Origin of the sequence: Paenibacillus athensensis, assembly GCF_004514475.2 — a bacterium.
Taxonomy (GTDB): domain Bacteria; phylum Bacillota; class Bacilli; order Paenibacillales; family NBRC-103111; genus Paenibacillus_AL; species Paenibacillus_AL athensensis.
The window spans coordinates 679,121-696,068 of the sequence record NZ_MYFO02000001.1 but is presented as its reverse complement, the minus strand read 5'-3'; the positions used below and the strand labels follow the sequence as shown (position 1 = coordinate 696,068).

9 protein-coding genes are annotated in these 16,948 nt (G+C 59.0%); all 9 read left to right on the top strand.

The window, feature by feature from the left end:
• Positions 1-54: 54 nt before the first annotated feature.
• The 9 genes from B5M42_RS03175 to B5M42_RS03135 all read left to right on the top strand — a co-directional run bounded on the left by B5M42_RS03175 (position 55) and on the right by B5M42_RS03135 (position 16,924).
• On the top strand, positions 55-615 hold the full coding sequence (locus B5M42_RS03175) for a hypothetical protein (protein WP_134754954.1): 561 nt from the start codon (positions 55-57) through the stop codon (positions 613-615).
• Between the two features lie 46 nt (positions 616-661).
• Positions 662-1,912, top strand: coding sequence for a hypothetical protein (locus tag B5M42_RS03170; protein ID WP_167690099.1), 1,251 nt, complete (start codon positions 662-664; stop codon positions 1,910-1,912).
• A gap of 28 nt (positions 1,913-1,940) precedes the next feature.
• Complete coding sequence (locus tag B5M42_RS03165) at positions 1,941-2,660, top strand: hypothetical protein (RefSeq protein ID WP_134754956.1); 720 nt, start codon at positions 1,941-1,943, stop codon at positions 2,658-2,660.
• A gap of 21 nt (positions 2,661-2,681) precedes the next feature.
• Positions 2,682-5,201, top strand: a complete 2,520-nt coding sequence (locus B5M42_RS03160) for a pentapeptide repeat-containing protein (RefSeq protein WP_134754958.1) — start codon at positions 2,682-2,684, stop codon at positions 5,199-5,201.
• A 37-nt stretch (positions 5,202-5,238) separates the two neighbouring features.
• Positions 5,239-7,773, top strand: coding sequence for an NHL repeat-containing protein (locus B5M42_RS03155; RefSeq protein ID WP_134754960.1), 2,535 nt, complete (start codon positions 5,239-5,241; stop codon positions 7,771-7,773).
• A gap of 21 nt (positions 7,774-7,794) precedes the next feature.
• Positions 7,795-13,656, top strand: coding sequence for a type I polyketide synthase (locus B5M42_RS03150; RefSeq protein WP_134754962.1), 5,862 nt, complete (start codon positions 7,795-7,797; stop codon positions 13,654-13,656).
• Positions 13,657-13,990: 334 nt separating this feature from the next.
• The gene (locus tag B5M42_RS03145) at positions 13,991-14,641 is read left to right on the top strand and encodes a ribonuclease HII (protein ID WP_134754964.1); all 651 of its coding nucleotides are present in this window, start codon (positions 13,991-13,993) and stop codon (positions 14,639-14,641) included.
• Positions 14,642-14,702: 61 nt separating this feature from the next.
• Complete coding sequence (locus B5M42_RS03140; protein ID WP_230632594.1) at positions 14,703-16,634, top strand: hypothetical protein; 1,932 nt, start codon at positions 14,703-14,705, stop codon at positions 16,632-16,634.
• A complete protein-coding gene (locus tag B5M42_RS03135) occupies positions 16,631-16,924 on the top strand; it encodes an EscU/YscU/HrcU family type III secretion system export apparatus switch protein (RefSeq protein WP_134757834.1) in 294 nt (97 codons plus the stop codon). The genes B5M42_RS03140 and B5M42_RS03135 overlap by 4 nt, the downstream gene beginning before the upstream one ends.
• The last annotated feature ends 24 nt before the right edge of the window (positions 16,925-16,948 follow it).

The window sequence follows — 16,948 nt, the reverse complement described above, 5'->3', positions numbered from 1 at the left end:
GCGTTTGCAGCGTAACGCCGGGTGAACGCTGTGCTTTATATGGGAGGCAATAAAATGGGGAATTTGTATAATCAAACGCTGCAGCAGCTTGGCTTGAGCGAAGCCGAGGTGCACAAGGGGACGCTGCGGACAGGCGATATGAACGGTCCGTGTTATTTGTCCAGTAATTCCCGATATGCTTCGGCTATTGCCGCCAAGTCTATCGTCATTCAGAGCGTCGCTGATTTGCAGGCGATTGTCGGCGGGCTCGGCAACGGCAATTTGAACACAGAGGTGCCGCAGCCGTGGCCAGAGACGAAGAGCGGATTATCGGCGGAGGATTTTAACGAAGCCGACGACCGGAGCGTTTACGCAGCCTTGCGAGCGATGCTCGGCGGGCGGGCCGCTGAGGTGCAGAGCTACGCCGATGCAGTCAACCAGCGTTATTTTCCAATGAGAGCGAACGTGTATGCGGTTGAAAATATTGTCGTGACCAAAGACAATCCGCTGATTATCGAGCCGGATGGGCATGACCCGGTGCCGGTCGTTTGCGATACGCTCACCTTGGAGCCTGGCGGACAAATCATTTGTAACGCTCCGGTCATCATGACAGTTAATACCTTTATCAAAAACTAATAAAAAAATATGAACGGACCGCTGATGGTCCCAGGGAGGATTTACGATGAATACACAACAAATTCGCACGCAATTTATGAGCCGCTTTCAAATTTCCGACGATATTGTTCACAAAGAGACGATTACAACAGCCAACGGGGCGACTTACATTTCAGCACATCCGGATGACCAGTCCGTCGTGAAACCGACGTTTGTGACCATTCCGAGCATCGACGATTTTAAAGAGTTCGGGGGCAATCCGGATGAGCTGTATGCGACCAACCAGCTTTCCGTTCATCATGCACCGCTGACCGAGTGGAATGCCAGCCGGACAGAGGTTCCGTATTCGGAGCTGACGACGCAGGAAAAAGCGGATCTGTGCCATGCCTACCAGACTTACATTTATGGCCATTCGCAAACAGTCCAATCGTACAAGGAAGCACTGCAAAAGCATTATTTCCCGACACAGCTGGCTGTCATGGCCGCACAGGACGTTGTCGTGACGCCGGGCAATCCGCTGATTCTTGCCGGTAATGGAGATCAGCCGACCACATTCAGCTTCGGGACGATTACGATCCAGCCCGGCGGACAAATCATCAGCCAAGCGAACGCGACTCTGCTGGTCGACAATCTCGTTCAGCAAACAAGCGCAGCGCTGGATCAGGAGCAGCCGATGAACAATTTTGTCAGCTTGGGAGCGGACGGTCAGAACGGCGCTGCAGGCGGCAACGGAGGTAATGGCAATCCGGGATCCCAAGGCAGCTCCGGCTCCGACGGCAAAAGCTCGTGCGACACGCAAGCCGGTCAAGGAAACACAGGCGGAACCGGCAACGGCGGGTCCAACGGCGGCAACGGTTCGCGCGGTTCGGACTCTCAAGTCGTGCGGGCGACGCTGACTGTGGTGGAAGGACCTGTTACGTTAATGTCGTGCGGCGGTAACGGCGGTACAGGTGGCACGGGCGGCAACGGCGGCGCAGGTGGCGTAGGCGGTAACGGCGGCAGCGCCACAACCTATTGCAGCGCAGGTTCGCAGGGCAAAGGCGGTCAAGGCGGTGCCGGAGGCAATGGCGGAACCGGCGGGGATGCTGGTAATGGCCAAAACATCTACTTTACGTACCAGACATTGGGAGATAACGGCTCCGTTTCGCTGGGCGTGCCTACGAAGGGACAAGGCGGCCAAGGCGGAGCAGCCGGCAACGGCGGCAACGGCGGTCAAGGCAATCCGAACGGGGGAGGCGGCGCGGCAGGTACGCCGGGCGTGAACGGCAACAACGGAACGAACGGTACCGTTTATATCAATAACGTGCCTCAAGGCTAATTATTATTTATAAGGGAGGCTTGCGGTAATGAGCGTTAATTACGATATCATCATTCAGGGCGCGAATGGTCAAGACGGTTCGAGCGGCGCAAACGGCGAGAACGCGGCAGCCAACGGCGCAAATGGCCAGAATGGCAGCTACGACAAGACGGATACTCCGAACTGCACGCCAGCTACGAACGGTCAACCCGGAACGAACGCTCCGACCTCAGGCGCGGCCGGGGCACAGGGTGGAGCGGGCATGAGCGCTTCCGATTTCGTGCTGCGCTGCCAATCGATCCAGTCGCAATCGATCCTGACGATTTACAGCGCCGGAGGCAACGGTGGAAGCGGTGGCAATGGCGGCAACGGCGGCAATGGCAGCAACGGCGGGAATGCCGGCCAGCAGGCGTCAAAGTGCTCCAGCTCGCTGCCGCCGGCACAAGGCGGTAACGGCGGCAACGGGAGCAACGGCGGCAATGGCGGCAACGGCGGCAATGGCGGAGACGGCGGCGTGATTTCCGTGCAATATGTGACTTCGACTCTGCAAATACCGGCGATGGGGCAGTCGATCGGTGGAATGGGAGGCATGGGCGGTACGGCGGGAGTCGGCGGCGTGGGCGGCCAAGGCGGCGCGAATGGCATCGTATCCGGGCAAAACCCAAGCAGTGCCGAACCCGGAGCCAGTGGTACGGCAGGAACCCCGGGTACTTCGGGACAAACAGGCAAAAACGGTACGGTTTCCATTCATTCAGTTGATTCAATCTAACTAGCGGCAGGAGGTCATTGGATGCCCGCGGATTCTATGGTTTTTATCGGAAAATGGACGTTCAGCAATACAGGGGTCAATACGTTTTTAAGCCTGGATGAGTCCAGCGGTCAGCTCGTGGGTGTTTCCACGAGCTCCGCCGGTTCCGATCAGCGCTTTAATGCTTACGGTGACAAAACCAGCGGATTCTGGCTGCAGGCAGCTAACGGCAAATATATTGTATACAACGGCAGCGCTTATGTGTCCAGTGAACAGCGCAGCGGGAACCCCGCTACATTTACGCTTGTGACAAGCGGAAGCAATGTTTATTTGGCAGAGCAGTCTTCCGGATCGACGTATTATGTCAATATGGACGGTACTGCCGTCAACCGGGTGTCGTCAAGCAATCCGCCCGCGACCACGCTGCTGGTTCAAGTCAGTATTACGCCGGGACTTGCGCAAATCCAGCAAGCTTCCGTGCTGCATTCCGCAGACTTGACCTGGGTTTATATGGAATCGGCCGATTTGAGTTATGTGGATTTTTCAGGTTCAAATTTGACGCATGCCGATTTGAGCCATGCCAATTTGTTTGAAGCGACGCTTCAGGGAACGGATACGATTTTGTCGCAGGCTGTTTTTGCAAACGCGCAGATGAATTATACCATCATGCCGAACTGCACAGCGACAGGCGCCGATTTTTCCAATGCAGTCATGAAATTTGTAGTGCTTTCGGACGCGAATTTATCCTCAAGCACCTTTATTGGCACTAACCTGACCGACGCTTCGCTCGATAGCGCCAATTTGACGGGGGCATCGATGGCTAACGTCAATTTGTACGGCGCCATTGTCATCGGCACGAACTTTACGCAGGCCGATTTAAGCGGAGCGAATTTGCTGCTGGCTAATATCGACAGCTTTCATATTCCCGGAGCTACGTTAAGCGGAGCGAACCTCAATAATCAAGATTTGACGAGAGCGGAAATCGACGCGCATACGAATTTTACGAGTGCAAGCATGCAAAATGTGCGATTAAACAACTGCGCTTTGAACGGCGTGACATTCACGCACGCGGACTTAACCGGAGCGTTGTTTGACGGAAGCGATCTGACTGGGGCTGATCTCAGCTTTGCTACCTTGACCAATGCTTCGCTGAAAAACGGCGTCAAGCTGTTCAGTGCAAGTTTATCCAATTCCACGCTTACTGGCGCCAATTTGACCGGCGCGCAGCTTGGCGCCAAACAGGAGGCTTTTACACTGAGCACCTCGCTGGTGACAGATCTCGATAGCGGGGCGATTACGCCGGCTATTCAGCAAGCATTTCAAGCGGCCGGTCATCCATTGTCGCCTGCAGCTACGCTGACGGTGCGGATTCCCGGACAAAACTGGGTGATTACAGACGTCAATACGGTATATACAATTACGAACGACGGCACTCAATTAAACGTGTGGATGTATGACTCCAGCAACGATGCAGCCGTGTTGGCGGGTGCTTATATGCCTAATGCCATCTTCACTGACGCCAACTTGTATGCGGTGAATATGTCCGGCGTCAACTGGTACGGCGATGCGGCGAAAGCCGATAATGCGGATCTGGAGGAAGCGGATCTGGCGAACGCCAACCTGGCGAGCATGGATTTGTCGCAAGCGCGTATGTTCGGCTGCAATCTCGACTCGGCCAATCTGATCGGCACGATCATGAATGGAGCCAGCTTAACGCCTTCTTTTAATAAGAAGCAGGCTTCGCTCGCTTTTTCCAATATGCAAGGCACGTCCTTCCAGCAGGCGCGGTTGCAGGATACAGTTCTGACCAATGCCGCAGTTTCACTGAATGAAGGTCCGTTTTTCTCCTTGCCGTCCTCTTATGCGTCCAGTCTGGACAGTCAGACGATTTCATCGGATTTGCGCAGTCAGTTTGCCGCCAATAATTACCCGCTTGCTTCCAACGCTACGGTTCAAGTCGTTACGCTAGGCACGTATTGGACGATTACGAATACGGGAGATACGATTTATCCGATTTATACCATTGTAAAAATTGGTACGACGCTGTATGTATCGGGCGGCCCGATTGGCGTCCATTTGTTTGACTTGCCGGGCACGATGACTACCGAGTTCAATCAGCAGATTTTGGGACAGGATATTCAGACGGCCTTCAGCAATAACGGGTATCCGCTGTTATCTTCCGCCAAGATTGATCAGGTCATTATTCCCGACCACAAATGGCATATGACGAATATCAGTACGGATACGACACAGCTGCAGAAAGGTTATGTTGAATTTTATGTCATCAGCAATGCCGACGGTATGTTACATGTTTACGGCTCCGTATTGATGGTGATTCGCCCGGACTCCACGGGTACGCTGGAGCAGGTGCGCTTCGCGCTGGCAACGACGCAAATGACGCAGGATGTGATGGATGGCACGACAACCTGCCCGAATGGGCAAAAGCTGTCGCAATATTTGAACCAAACTCCACCGCAGCATTTGACGTGGGAGCAAATGATGACGGCGGCTACACCGCCCAAACCGCCATCCTGCGTGCCTGATCCTTGGCATTGGTGCTAAAGAAGCGATTCGAGGCGAGTATACAGGAGGGAACCTTATGACAAGTCAAAGCGGACCGTCGCCGATGGATTATGCCGTCGCGCTGACAGGGGCGCATCCGGAGCTGTCGTCTCCCGATCCGGCGCTCAGTGCCGTCGTGGTCGGCTATATCAACAGTCAATCCAATCCGCTTTACAATCTGGGTACTTCGATCAGTCAGCAGGGACCGGCGACGGTTTCCGGAGGGTGGGCGACGCTTGTGCAAGCCGGTACGCTGGGGACAAGTCCGGTATACCAATACAATTTGTCGGCGACGACGCTGAACGCTGCCGGGCCGCTGATTCAAGGCACGCTGCAATTGGTCAAGCAGGATAACGCTTTGGAAAACAAGCTGTGGGCTGTGCAGGCAGGCAGCAGCGGTTCCTATCAGCCGGTGACGCCGCCGCTTGCCGGCTATACCTGGACGGCAAATCAGTTTGATGCACAATACGGAATGGCGATCGTCTCACTTAGCGTGAATACGCAAACGCTGGAGGTCCAGGCGGTTTTAGAAAATGTGTATCCCGCATTTTACAGTGTATATGTCGAGTTTTTGGATGAGAATGGAGCGATGCTGCGGCCGGACAACTGGACGTCACGTTTACCCCAAAATTCGCCGTTGGAGACGGAAACGATGAAGTTCGCCGGTTTGTTAGCTCCAACCTTGATGATCGAGGGGATGCAAGCGGGTGCTTCTGCCATCACGATCGGTTTTACTGCGCCTTCTGGCACCGCGTCTGTGCGCTGGACATTCGGAACGCTGGGAGCGCTTGGCTGGAATGCCGTTGCAAGTCCGCTGCCGTGGCTGGTATCGGCAGTGCTGGGGTATGCCGTGCCGTGGATCATGAAGTCGGCAGGCAATTTTACCACGCCGGACTGGTACAACAGTCTGACGACCGACGTCAAGGTTCTAAACGAACTGATGGGGGCTGCAGCAGCTTTGACCCAGGCGCAATCGGCGCAAGAGGCCATTGATCAATTAAGCGCAAGTATCGGAACGCTGCTGTTCGGCGGGTCTCTACCGAATTTGCTAAAAAAGCTGCGCAATGCCTATGACGACAATGCGTTGATTCAAGCGGCGCAGGGGATCAACTGGCCGCTATCCGGCTTTGCCTCGACCTTGCAAACAGGTGTGGTTAGCGGCATCGTCGAAACGCTGTCCGTACCGGCTGTTTTTTCGCAAACGACCAGCATGCAATTGATTGTGTCTTCGGCGGTTCAAGTTGTTCCGGACCCGCGACATGGGGCTTGGCCGCTGACAGCGGTGCGCTACGAGCTGCACTGGCAGGGTAACGGACAATCCCGTTCGGCGACAGATGAGATGCAGGGGTTATGGACTGAATCGCCGCTGGCGGCGGATTTTGCCAATGTTCCGCGCGAGGCTTGCGTAACGGCAGCGATTACGGTGTATGATTCTGCGGGGGCCGTTGTTGGACAGGGGACAGCTCAAGGTACAGCGGCAGTTCCTTTGGTCTTAACATTAAGCGAAGCGGCATCGACAGCGTCAGACGGTTATCGGCCGGCGATGCAGCTTGCGTATGATCCGCAAACCGGGTACAGCTGGCAGCCTGCGGCAAGCATGGGAACAGCCACGCTGGCCAATCTGGATTGCAGCAACGTCGGAACGCATCTATGCCAATTAACGGGCCTTTCTCTGAACGTCGCGGATAATACGCTGTTGTTTGGCTGGAGAGCTTCGGGTACGCAAGCATCGCCTTGCTCAGCAGGGGGCTCCAGCGGTCAGCAGCTGTATCGTCTGGAGGCCATTTCGATTTCTTCCAATCCGGGAATTGCGCTAAATCCGCCGTCATGCGGCTTTTATACGTTTACAACCTTGGCTGCGGGGGATGAAGCGAGCGATAATTTGTTTTTTGATACGCGAACGGCGCCCTTTGCGCTGCGCGACATGAAGCTGGGCGAAGCCGGGGCGTTTGAGTTTCCGACAGGTCGCTCGCGCGGATATTTGACACTGAGCACAGTCAGCGATCTGGCCGTACATCCGGCGGGCTTTGCTGCAGCCGTGAGCGCTTCGGCCAATATGCTGCAAATCGTCCAACTTAGCGATCAGCCGGTTGCCGATGCAGCTGCGCCAGGTCCATACGCTATTGGAGGAACGGGCACGAGAGCGGGTTTGCTGCAGCAGCCGGTCGCTGTCGAGGTCGCGCCTGACGGGGGACTGCTTGTGCTGGAGGCCGGAAACAGAAGGCTGCAGGCGTTCGATATTTACGGCAATAATTATAACTATTTCGGTTCGTCGCCTTGTTTGACGTTGCGGCAGGACGCGAGCGTGCATTACCTGGATCTGGCTGTGGACGGGGGCGGTCGCTTGTATGTGCTTTCCTATAAGGGGAGCGGCGCTCAGACGAGCGATTACAGTCTGGATGTGTACGATGCGGACGGTACGTTGTTATCGACGACCGTCAATGTCAATGCAGCCAAAATCGCTGTGGATGCTTGGAATAACCTTTACGCGTCAGGTTATAGTCTGGTGCAGGGAGCCGGCGGCGACGTCAGCCCTGTGATTGGCGTATGGACGCCAACGGCGACAACATAAGAGGAAGGAAGGTTCGAACGCATGTCAAAGCAAATTTGGCCAAAGCCAGCAACCGCTTCGGCGCGAGCAAGGGAAGAGGACATTGCGATTGTGGGCATCGGCTGCAGGTTTCCGGGAGGCGTCAAAGGACCTGACGATTTTTGGGAGCTGCTCAAGCAAGGTCGCGATGCGATTGTGGAGGTGCCGGCCGAACGCTGGCGCATGTCGGATTTCTACCATCCGGACCGTGAAAAGCCGGGCAAAATGGTCACGCGATACGGCGGTTTTATTGACGGTATCGATCAGTTTGATCCGGAATTTTTTGGTATTTCTCCGCATGAAGCTCACCATATGGACCCGCAGCAGCGCCATTTGCTGGAGGTGACCTGGGAGGCGCTGGAGGACGGCGGCCTGCAGCCCAGGCAGCTTCGTGGTCGCGATGTCGGCGTGTTTATCGGCGCGTTTGCTCTGGACTACCATGCCCTGCAGTTCGGCGATCCGTATCAGCGCGATGCCGGTCCTTATACGGCGGCCAGCAGCATGACCACGATGATTTCGAACCGGATTTCATACATTTACGATTTTCGCGGCCCCTCGATGACTGTCGATACGGCCTGCTCCTCCTCGCTCGTTTCGCTGCATTTGGCCTGTGAAAGCTTGCGCAAGGGAGAAAGCGAAGTAGCTCTGGCTGGCGGGGTAGTATTGATTTTTACACCTCAATATACACTGGTGGAGAGCCGGGGTGGCTTTTTGTCGCCGGACGGGCGCTGCAAGACCTTCGACGCTTCAGCGAACGGTTACGTGCGCGGCGAAGGCGTTGGCGTCGTTGTCTTGAAGCGGCTGTCGGACGCGCTTGCTGCGGGCGATCCGATTCAAGCGGTCATTATGGCCAGTGGAGTCAATCAGGACGGACATACGGTGGGCATTACAGTACCCAGCTCCGAGGCTCAGGAAAAGCTGATTCGCGAAACGCTGGCCAGGAGCGGATTGGCTGCGTCGGACGTTCATTATGTGGAGGCTCACGGGACGGGCACACCCGTTGGCGATCCGATTGAAGCGCGAGCGATTGCGGCGGCATACAGCGAACGGTCGGACGCAACGCCCGATCTCGTAGTCGGCTCCTGCAAAACCAATATCGGTCATACCGAGTCGGCGGCAGGTGTCGCTGGACTGATCAAGACGGTGCTGGCGCTGCGGCATCGGCAAATCCCCGGCAATTTGCACTTTCAGGATCCGAATCCGGCGATTCCGTTTGCGGCATGGAAGCTGCGCGTGCCAACGGCGCTGGAGCCGTGGCCTGTGGACTCAGGCGTGGCGGCAGCTGCCGTCAACTCGTTTGGATACGGCGGTACGAATGCGCACGTAATCGTTCGTGAAGCGACTTGCGAGGAAGCGGCCGGCTGCGCTGCTGCAAGCGATGTGAAGGCTGGGATAACGGCTGCCGAGCTAACGGCGGCAGCCGTGGCGGAAGCATCGGGGAGCGCAATGGCGCATGCCGCCGCTGATGACGCGGTTCATGCAGCGCTTGGCGCAGAGTCAGCCGCTTCCGGTAAGGGGTTGGCGAGAAGCGGGCAGCCCGCTGAACCTGCAGCTGCCTCTGTCCGCATCGAAGCTGCGTTGGCGGATCATTCGGCAAGCGGACTCGCTTCGTCGACAACAGCCGGTGCGGCGGGCATGGAGCCGAAATTAGCGCTGCCCAAAAACCGAGATGCGGCAGCGGCAGCTTTGATCGCTTCGCCGGCCCGCTCGTATTTGCTGCCGATTTCGGCGCGCAGGGCAGAGGGCCTATCGCGGCTTGCAGCAGCCTATAAGCAGGCGCTGCAGGCAGCGGGCGTTCAGTCGGAGACCGGCAGCGATGTGCTTGCCGATTTGCTCTGGAGCGCCGGCAGCCGTCGCGAGCACCACAGGCAGCGGCAAGCGTTTGTCGGCCGCGATAGCGCCGGGCTGCTGCAGGTGATGGAGGCATCGCTGCAGGAGCAAGGCTCCACCAACAGCGCCAGCGGGAAAGCGGCAGCCGTCCGGCCCAAGCTCGTATGGGTATTCTCGGGCATGGGCCCGCAATGGTACGGCATGGGCCGACAGCTGCTGCAGCTGGAGCCGGTATTTGCTGCGGAGCTGGCGCGCTGCGACCGTTTGTTTGCCGAGCTGGCCGGCTGGTCCATGCTGGCTGAGCTGCACAAAAGCGAAGCGGACAGTCTGATGGACGAAACAGGCGTGTCCATGCCGATCAGCTTCGCCTTGCAAGTGGCGCTGGCTGCGCTCTGGCGTTCGTGGGGCATCGTCCCCGAAGCCATCGTCGGTCACAGCGCCGGTGAAGTGGCCGCTTTCTATGAAGCGGGCGTGTATTCGCTGGACGACGCGCTGCGCGTCGTCTACCACCGCAGCCGGCTGCTGCAGCGGCTAAGCGGGATGGGCGGCATGGCTGCCGTCGGCGCGGGCGAAGCAGCGGCAGCGGCGCTGCTGGACGGGGAGCAGGAGAGTGTATGCATTGCCGCCATCAACAGTCCGGCTTCAGTAACGCTGGCCGGCGATGCCGAGGCGCTGGAGCGAGTTTTGCAAAAAGCGGCGGGCTTGTCTTATTTTTGCAGAAAGCTGAAGGTGCAGGCTCCTTTTCACAGCCATTACATGGAGTCGATCAAGGATGAGCTGCTGGGCAGTCTGGAAGGGATTCCGGCAAACGAGCCAAAGCTGCCGCTCTATTCGACGGTTACGGGGGTACAGGTGGACGGCGCTTCGACCGATGCGGCATATTGGTGGGGCAACGTCAGGCAGGCCGTGCGCTTCGCTCCGGTCATAGAAAACCTGGCAGATTCGGGCTATGAGGTTTTCTTGGAAATTGGCGCGCACCCGGTATTGACGGGAGCTTTGCTGGAATGCTTTGGCGAGCGAACCGCGCTGGCAGTGGCGTCGATTCGCCGCAAGGAAGACGAGCACGAAGCCATGCTTCGTTCGTTGGCCGAGCTATATGTGTGGGGAATTGAGCCGGACTGGCGGGCGCTGTATCCGCATGCCCGTTGGCGCAAGCTGCCGTCCTATCCGTGGCAGCAGACGACTTTTTGGCACGAGCCGGATTTCATTCGCCATATTCGCCTCGGTCATCGCGATCATCCGCTGCTGGGCCGCCCGCTGCTCGGAGCGATGCCGGCCTGGGAGGGAGAAGTCAGCCTGATTCGATTTCCGTATCTGCGCGATCATCGGGTGCTCGGACAGACGATCTTTCCGGCAGCGGGTTATGTGGAAGCGACAATGGGCGCGCTGGAAGCCGCTGTGGGAGCGGGCAGCTATGCGCTGGAGCAGATCGAGCTGCATCGCAGCCTGACGCTGCCTCAGTCGACCTCGGTTGTGCTGACGCAGCATTATTTGGATGTAAACAAAGGCACGTTCCACATTTTTGCCGGAGGGGACGCGGCGGGAAGTCCGTATACGCTCCACGCCTCTGGACAGGTACGTCAGCTGCAGCCGGGCTTGAAGCATGCCAACGTAGATCTGGCGGCCGCTCGGGAGCAGATGCCGCGTCGCATGGAACGCGATCAAGCCTATCGGATTTTGCGCAATATGGGATTCGACTACGGGCCGGGCTTTCAGGGCATCTCGGAGGTATATCTGGGCGAAGACGAGGCATGGGCGGAGATTCGTCTGGAAATGTCCATAGAGGAAGCAGCAGGTTATAACTTTCACCCCCGCTGGATGGACGCTTGCTTCCAGACGCTGCTGGCAGCGGAATTTCCGAAGGAGGGCGAGACGCCCGTGGAGTCGCAAGAGGAGTTCCGCATTCCGGTGAGGATCGGGCAAGTGCGCTATTACCGACGTCCCTCCGGTACGCTGTGGGCACATAGCCGGGTCAGCAAGCGCAATTCGCGAATCACGCAAGGCGATCTGCGGATTTATGACGCTTCCGGCCGGATTGTAGCCGAGTTTCTCGATTTTGTGAAACAAACAGTGGATGCTGGCGCGGGGAAAATCGCCGGAAGCCAGCTGAAGCGCTGGTTCTACGAGCCGCAGTGGCAAGCCGCGTCTCCGCCGCAAGAAGAGCAGCGGAGAACCCGACGCGATGTCTGGTTGTTTCTCGGCGATGCGTCGGGCATGGCCAAAGCAGCGGCGTCGCAGCTATACGATCGGGACTTTGAAGCTTATCTGGCAGAGCCGGTATTCGGCGGCAATTACAAATTTACAGCTGCGACGACCGGAACGCAGCTTGATCCGCGCAAGCCGGCTCATTACGATATGCTGATCAACGATGCGCTGCATGCCTTTGGCGGGAGACTTCGCGGCATTGTGCATGTCTGGAATTTGGACGTGCCGTCGGTCGATCTTATGGATAAGCCGGAGAACGCGCATTGGGAAAAAATCCGGACGCTTGGTTGCCATTCGCTGCTGTATACGATGCAGAGCGTAGCCAGACGGCACGTTCCGCTGCGAGTCTGGTGCGTAACGCACGGTGCACAGCAGGGAGCAGGCTTCGACAGCAAGCCGTCAAGCGGAGAAGGCGTTGCCGAAGCGCAAGCCATTTTTCAAGCCGCGGCTTGGGGATTGGGCCGGGCTATCGGGCAGCAGGAGTATCGCGGCTACTGGGGAGCGAATATCGATCTTGATCCGGCAGCAGATGCAGGTTCGTCTGCTCGCCAGCTTGTCGACGAACTCGTAAGCGGCCGAGAAGCTGCTGTAGAGGATCAAATCGCTTACCGGAACGGGCAGCGTTATGTTCTGCGTATGCAGATGGCATCTGCGGTCACGGCCGGCGCGCTGCCCATGCGCTGCCGGCCGGAAGGGGCCTATCTCGTTACAGGCGCTTTTGGCGCGCTGGGGCGGGAAGCGGCGCGCTTGCTGGCGGAACGAGGGGCGCGGCGCTTGCTGCTGCTTGGGCGCAGCGGGTTGCCCGAGCGTCGTGACTGGACGCTGCTGCAAACGGACTGCGCGGAAGCGGAGCGCGTCGCATTCGTGCGCGAGCTGGAAGCTGCTGGGGTGGATGTGCAGGTAGTTCGTCTGGATGTGGCTGACGAAGCAGCGTTGCATGCCTATATCGACGCTTACACGCTCAACGGAAACCCGCCGATTTGCGGCGTCATTCACAGTGCCGGAACGCTCAAGGACACGCTGCTGGCACAAATGGATGCGGCCGGCTTTGACGAGGCTTACGATCCCAAAGTCAAGGGGGCATGGGGGCTGCATCGGGCTTTGATTGATCAGCCGCTGGAATTTTTCATCCTGTATTCCTCCCTTGCCGCGCTGCTGCCGCCGCCGGGTCAAGGCAATTACGCCGCAGGCAACGCGTTTATGGATGCACTGGCATTCCATCGTCGGTCGCTCGGTCTGCCAGCCATGAGCATTAACTGGGGACCGTGGTCGGAAGGAATGGTGGACCGGCTCAATTTGACGGCGCATTTTCAGGAAAACGGCATCGACTGTATCCGGCCGGGCGAAGGCCGGCATTTGCTGGAGCATTTGAGCGGTCAGGATTGCGCTCAGGTTGCGGTGCTTTCTGCGGAATGGCGGGCTGTACGCAGATTGTATCCCGATATTGCGCTGTTGAACCTGTTGGATCAACAGGAGGGAGCCGCAACTGCGGATTCCACTTCAGGCGGAATCGACTGGCTGGAGCTGCTGCAACCGCTGGAGGAAGCGGAGCGCCAAAGATTGGTAGCGGATCGGTTCGCCGGAATTGTCGCCGAATTGCTGCATTTTGAAGCCAATGCGCTTGATACAAGCAAATCGCTGCCGGAAATCGGGCTCGATTCGATGATGGCGATCAAGCTGCGCAACCGACTGCTGAGCGAATTTACCCAAGCGCCGATGGTGGGCGATTTACTGAGCGGGCTATCCATCAGCGGGCTTGGATGTCGGCTTACCGACCAATTGACGGAACGGTTGCAGCCGGAGCGCGAAGCGGAAGCAAGCCTCGCATAGCGGCTGCAGAACAGACCTCGAAAGTCCTGATGTCGGTGGAAAGCATTTCCGCCGTGACCGAGGGAGCAGCGGCCAGCAGCGAAGAAACAGCGTCTGGGGTGCAGTCGCTGGCCAATCCGGCTGAAGATTCGGCCAGACGGTATCTATTTTTAAAGTAAACAAATTTCCTATTTCTTTTCATAAAGCGCTGAGGCTGCCGCATTGGCAGCCTTTTTGCTTGCCCGAGCGGCGTGTCCGGATGCCGGCGATGTGTGAAGCTTGTAAGGAAATTGGCTGCATGCATTCAACAAAACGCCGCTTTCTTTTATAATGGAAGGAGGAGGGGGACATCACAATGCTGGATGAGGAAAAGCAGTTATGGGAACGCGGCCTGACGCACATAGCCGGAATCGACGAGGTGGGGCGCGGCTGCTTGTTTGGCGATGTGGTAGCCGCGGCGGTCGTTTTACCCGCAGGTTTGGTGCTCCCAGACGTAAATGATTCGAAAAAGCTGTCGGAAAAAAAGCGCGAACAGCTGTACGAGCAGATTATGGAGGAAGCTGTTGCGGTGGGTCTGGGCATCGTCAGCGTGGCGGAGATCGAGCGTCTTAATATCAAGCAAGCGGCGCGGCTGGCGATGAAGCAGGCTGTAGAAGCGCTTGAGGTACCGCCGGACTTTTTGCTGGTGGATGCGGAAAAGGTCGATGTCAATGTGCCGCAGCTGGCGCTTGTGCACGGAGACGCCCGCTCGCAGTCGATTGCCGCTGCGTCGATTATCGCGAAGGTTACGCGCGACCGGATGTGCGAGACGTGGGATCGCGAATACCCCGTCTACGGTCTTGCCGTCCATAAAGGCTATGGCACCAAGCGCCATCGCGAAATGCTGCTCCGTCACGGGCCGACGCCGCTGCACCGCAAATTGTTTATCCGCAACATCATGGCGGAGGCCGAGCAGCAGGAGCAGCAGGAGCAGCAGTTGCAGCTGGATTGGGGCGATACGGTTTAACAAAACGGGGTGCGTGTGCCGATAACATACATAACAGATTTGAAGCGATGGGGTGAACGGGATGAACATCAGCGGACTTATTCGCAATTTGATCGGCGATTTGCAGGCGTCCGACTCGAAGGTGCTGGAATTGAAGGTCGGGCAAGTGGTGCGCGGTGTTGTGCTGCAACTGCTCAGCGATCAGGACGCGCTGATCAATATTAACGGCACGCAGGTGCGGGCCAAGCTGGAAACGCCGCTGAAGATGGGCGATGTGACGATGCTGCAGGTGCAGCCGGAATCAAGCGGCGGGCAGGTCGTGCTCAAGCCGCTGCAGGCGTCCGGTGTGCAAATTGCCGACGAGTCTTTGGGCGATTTGCTTAAAACGTTTACGCTCAAGGATACCCCGGGCAACCGCCAGCTTGTGCAGCAGCTCCAGCAGGAGGGCGTGCCGCTGACCAAGGAGACGGCGCAAGCGTTTGCTGGTGTGATGCATGAAGCGCCGGAGGGAGCGGGCAAGGAGCAATGGCTGCAGGCCGCGGCGTTGGCTTTCAAAAAAGGGCTGCCGCTCACGCCGGAGACGGTTGGCGCTTTGCGCCAGGCGACGAGCGGCGCGCCGATGGGCGACGTGCTGGAACGGCTGGAGCAGCAGGCCGCGGCGCTGCTCAAGGAGCAGCCGGAGCACGCCGCGGCACCGACGCTGACGCAGCTTGCGGCTGCGCTGAAGGAGCTGCGCAGCGCCGCCGGCGCCGCGTGGACCGCGCGCGCGCCCCAGCCTGCGGAGGGCGCGGCGCAACCCGCGCCTCCAGCTTCGCCGGAGGAGGCGCCAGCCCCGGCCGCCGCGGCGCAGCAGCGGCCGACGGCTCCAGGCGCGGCCCCGCAGGCCGCCGCGCCCCAGCCCGCAGCCGGCTCCGCGCCGGCTGCCAGCGGCTCCGCCGCCGCAGGCTCCGCCAGCGCCCCGGGCGCTGGCGCCTCGGCGGCGGAGCCGGAAGCCGCCCCCGACCCGGGGGCGGCAACGTCCCGCCCGCTCGCGGCAGGAGCCGCGCAGGCGGGCGAAGCCACGGCGCGCGCGGGCCGCGGCGCGCCGGCAACCGGCGGCGAACCAGCGCCACGGGCGGGTTCGCCGGAGGAGCCGCCGATGCCTGATTCCGGGCAGGCATCGGCGGCAGAGCGCGAAGCGGCGCGGCACGCCGCCGCTTCGCGCGAGCCGGCCCGCGGCGCTGCGGAAGCCGCGGGCGCGAAGGCAGCGCCGCCGGAGCCGGACGGCAGCTGGCTGGGGCGGCTGCTCAAGGCCGTCGGCGTCGAACACGAGCACCAGCTCGCGAAGTTCGCCGGACGGCCCGACGCCGGGCCCGAGCGCCAGCTAAAGGAGGCGCTGGAGCTGCCGCTGAGCGTGCAGCTCAGCCCCGGCGACACGCCCGACGACGCCGCACGGCCCGCGGCCGATTCGCTCAAAAGCCTGCTGCTTCAGCTGACGTCGGCCGACGATGTGCCGGCTGCGCTCAAAGACACGGCGCAGCAAGCGCTGCAGCAGGTAACCGGCCAGCAGCTGCTGCTGACGAACGATAAAGCGGCGATGTTTTCACATATCACCATGTTCATTCCGTTCATGGACGGCAGCGGCCAGCAGTCGGCCGCCGTGCATATCCAGTCACGCAAGGGCAAGCGCGGCGAAATGGACGCCGACAACTGCCGCCTGCTGTTTGACTTGCAGATGAAGGCGATGGGCAGCACGCTGGTAGATGTGCAGGTTGTCAACCGCATCGTCAGCTTGCATGTGCACAACGACCATCCGGCCGTCGCTGAGCTGATCGAGGGCGCGCGCGACGAGGTGGCGGCGGCCATGAACAAGGCCGGCTTCCAGTTTCTGTCGCTGAAATGCTCGCCGTTCCCCGAGCTGCGGACCGCCAAGGAAGCGGATGCGGCGCCGGGACGCTTGGCTGACGGAGCCAAAGTCGACCCGCGTTCCTTTTATCAGCCCAAGCCCTACAAGGGGGTGGATTATCGCGCATGAAGGAACGTGAGCAGCCGCACAATCCGCTGAAAAAAGCCGTCGCGCTGCGCTATGCGCCGGAGCAGCAAAAAGCCCCGATGGTCATCGCCAAGGGCAAGGGGCATATGGCTGATACGATTTTGCAAAAAGCCAAGGAGCACGGCATTCCCGTACAAGAGGACGCTTCGCTGGTCGAAGTGCTCTCCAAGCTGGAGCTGGAGCAGGAAATTCCGCCCGAGCTGTATCAACTGGTCGCCGAGGTGCTCAGCTTTATTTACCGCTCGGATAATCGGATGCGGGGCCGCCCGTAAGCGGAGGTCCTGCCGAAAGGAGGG

Coding starts and splice junctions, on each gene's coding strand:
- B5M42_RS03175 (WP_134754954.1), top strand. CDS start 55: ATGGGGAATTTGTATAATCAAACGCTGCAGCAGCTTGGCTTGAGCGAA.
- B5M42_RS03170 (WP_167690099.1), top strand. CDS start 662: ATGAATACACAACAAATTCGCACGCAATTTATGAGCCGCTTTCAAATT.
- B5M42_RS03165 (WP_134754956.1), top strand. CDS start 1,941: ATGAGCGTTAATTACGATATCATCATTCAGGGCGCGAATGGTCAAGAC.
- B5M42_RS03160 (WP_134754958.1), top strand. CDS start 2,682: ATGCCCGCGGATTCTATGGTTTTTATCGGAAAATGGACGTTCAGCAAT.
- B5M42_RS03155 (WP_134754960.1), top strand. CDS start 5,239: ATGACAAGTCAAAGCGGACCGTCGCCGATGGATTATGCCGTCGCGCTG.
- B5M42_RS03150 (WP_134754962.1), top strand. CDS start 7,795: ATGTCAAAGCAAATTTGGCCAAAGCCAGCAACCGCTTCGGCGCGAGCA.
- B5M42_RS03145 (WP_134754964.1), top strand. CDS start 13,991: ATGCTGGATGAGGAAAAGCAGTTATGGGAACGCGGCCTGACGCACATA.
- B5M42_RS03140 (WP_230632594.1), top strand. CDS start 14,703: ATGAACATCAGCGGACTTATTCGCAATTTGATCGGCGATTTGCAGGCG.
- B5M42_RS03135 (WP_134757834.1), top strand. CDS start 16,631: ATGAAGGAACGTGAGCAGCCGCACAATCCGCTGAAAAAAGCCGTCGCG.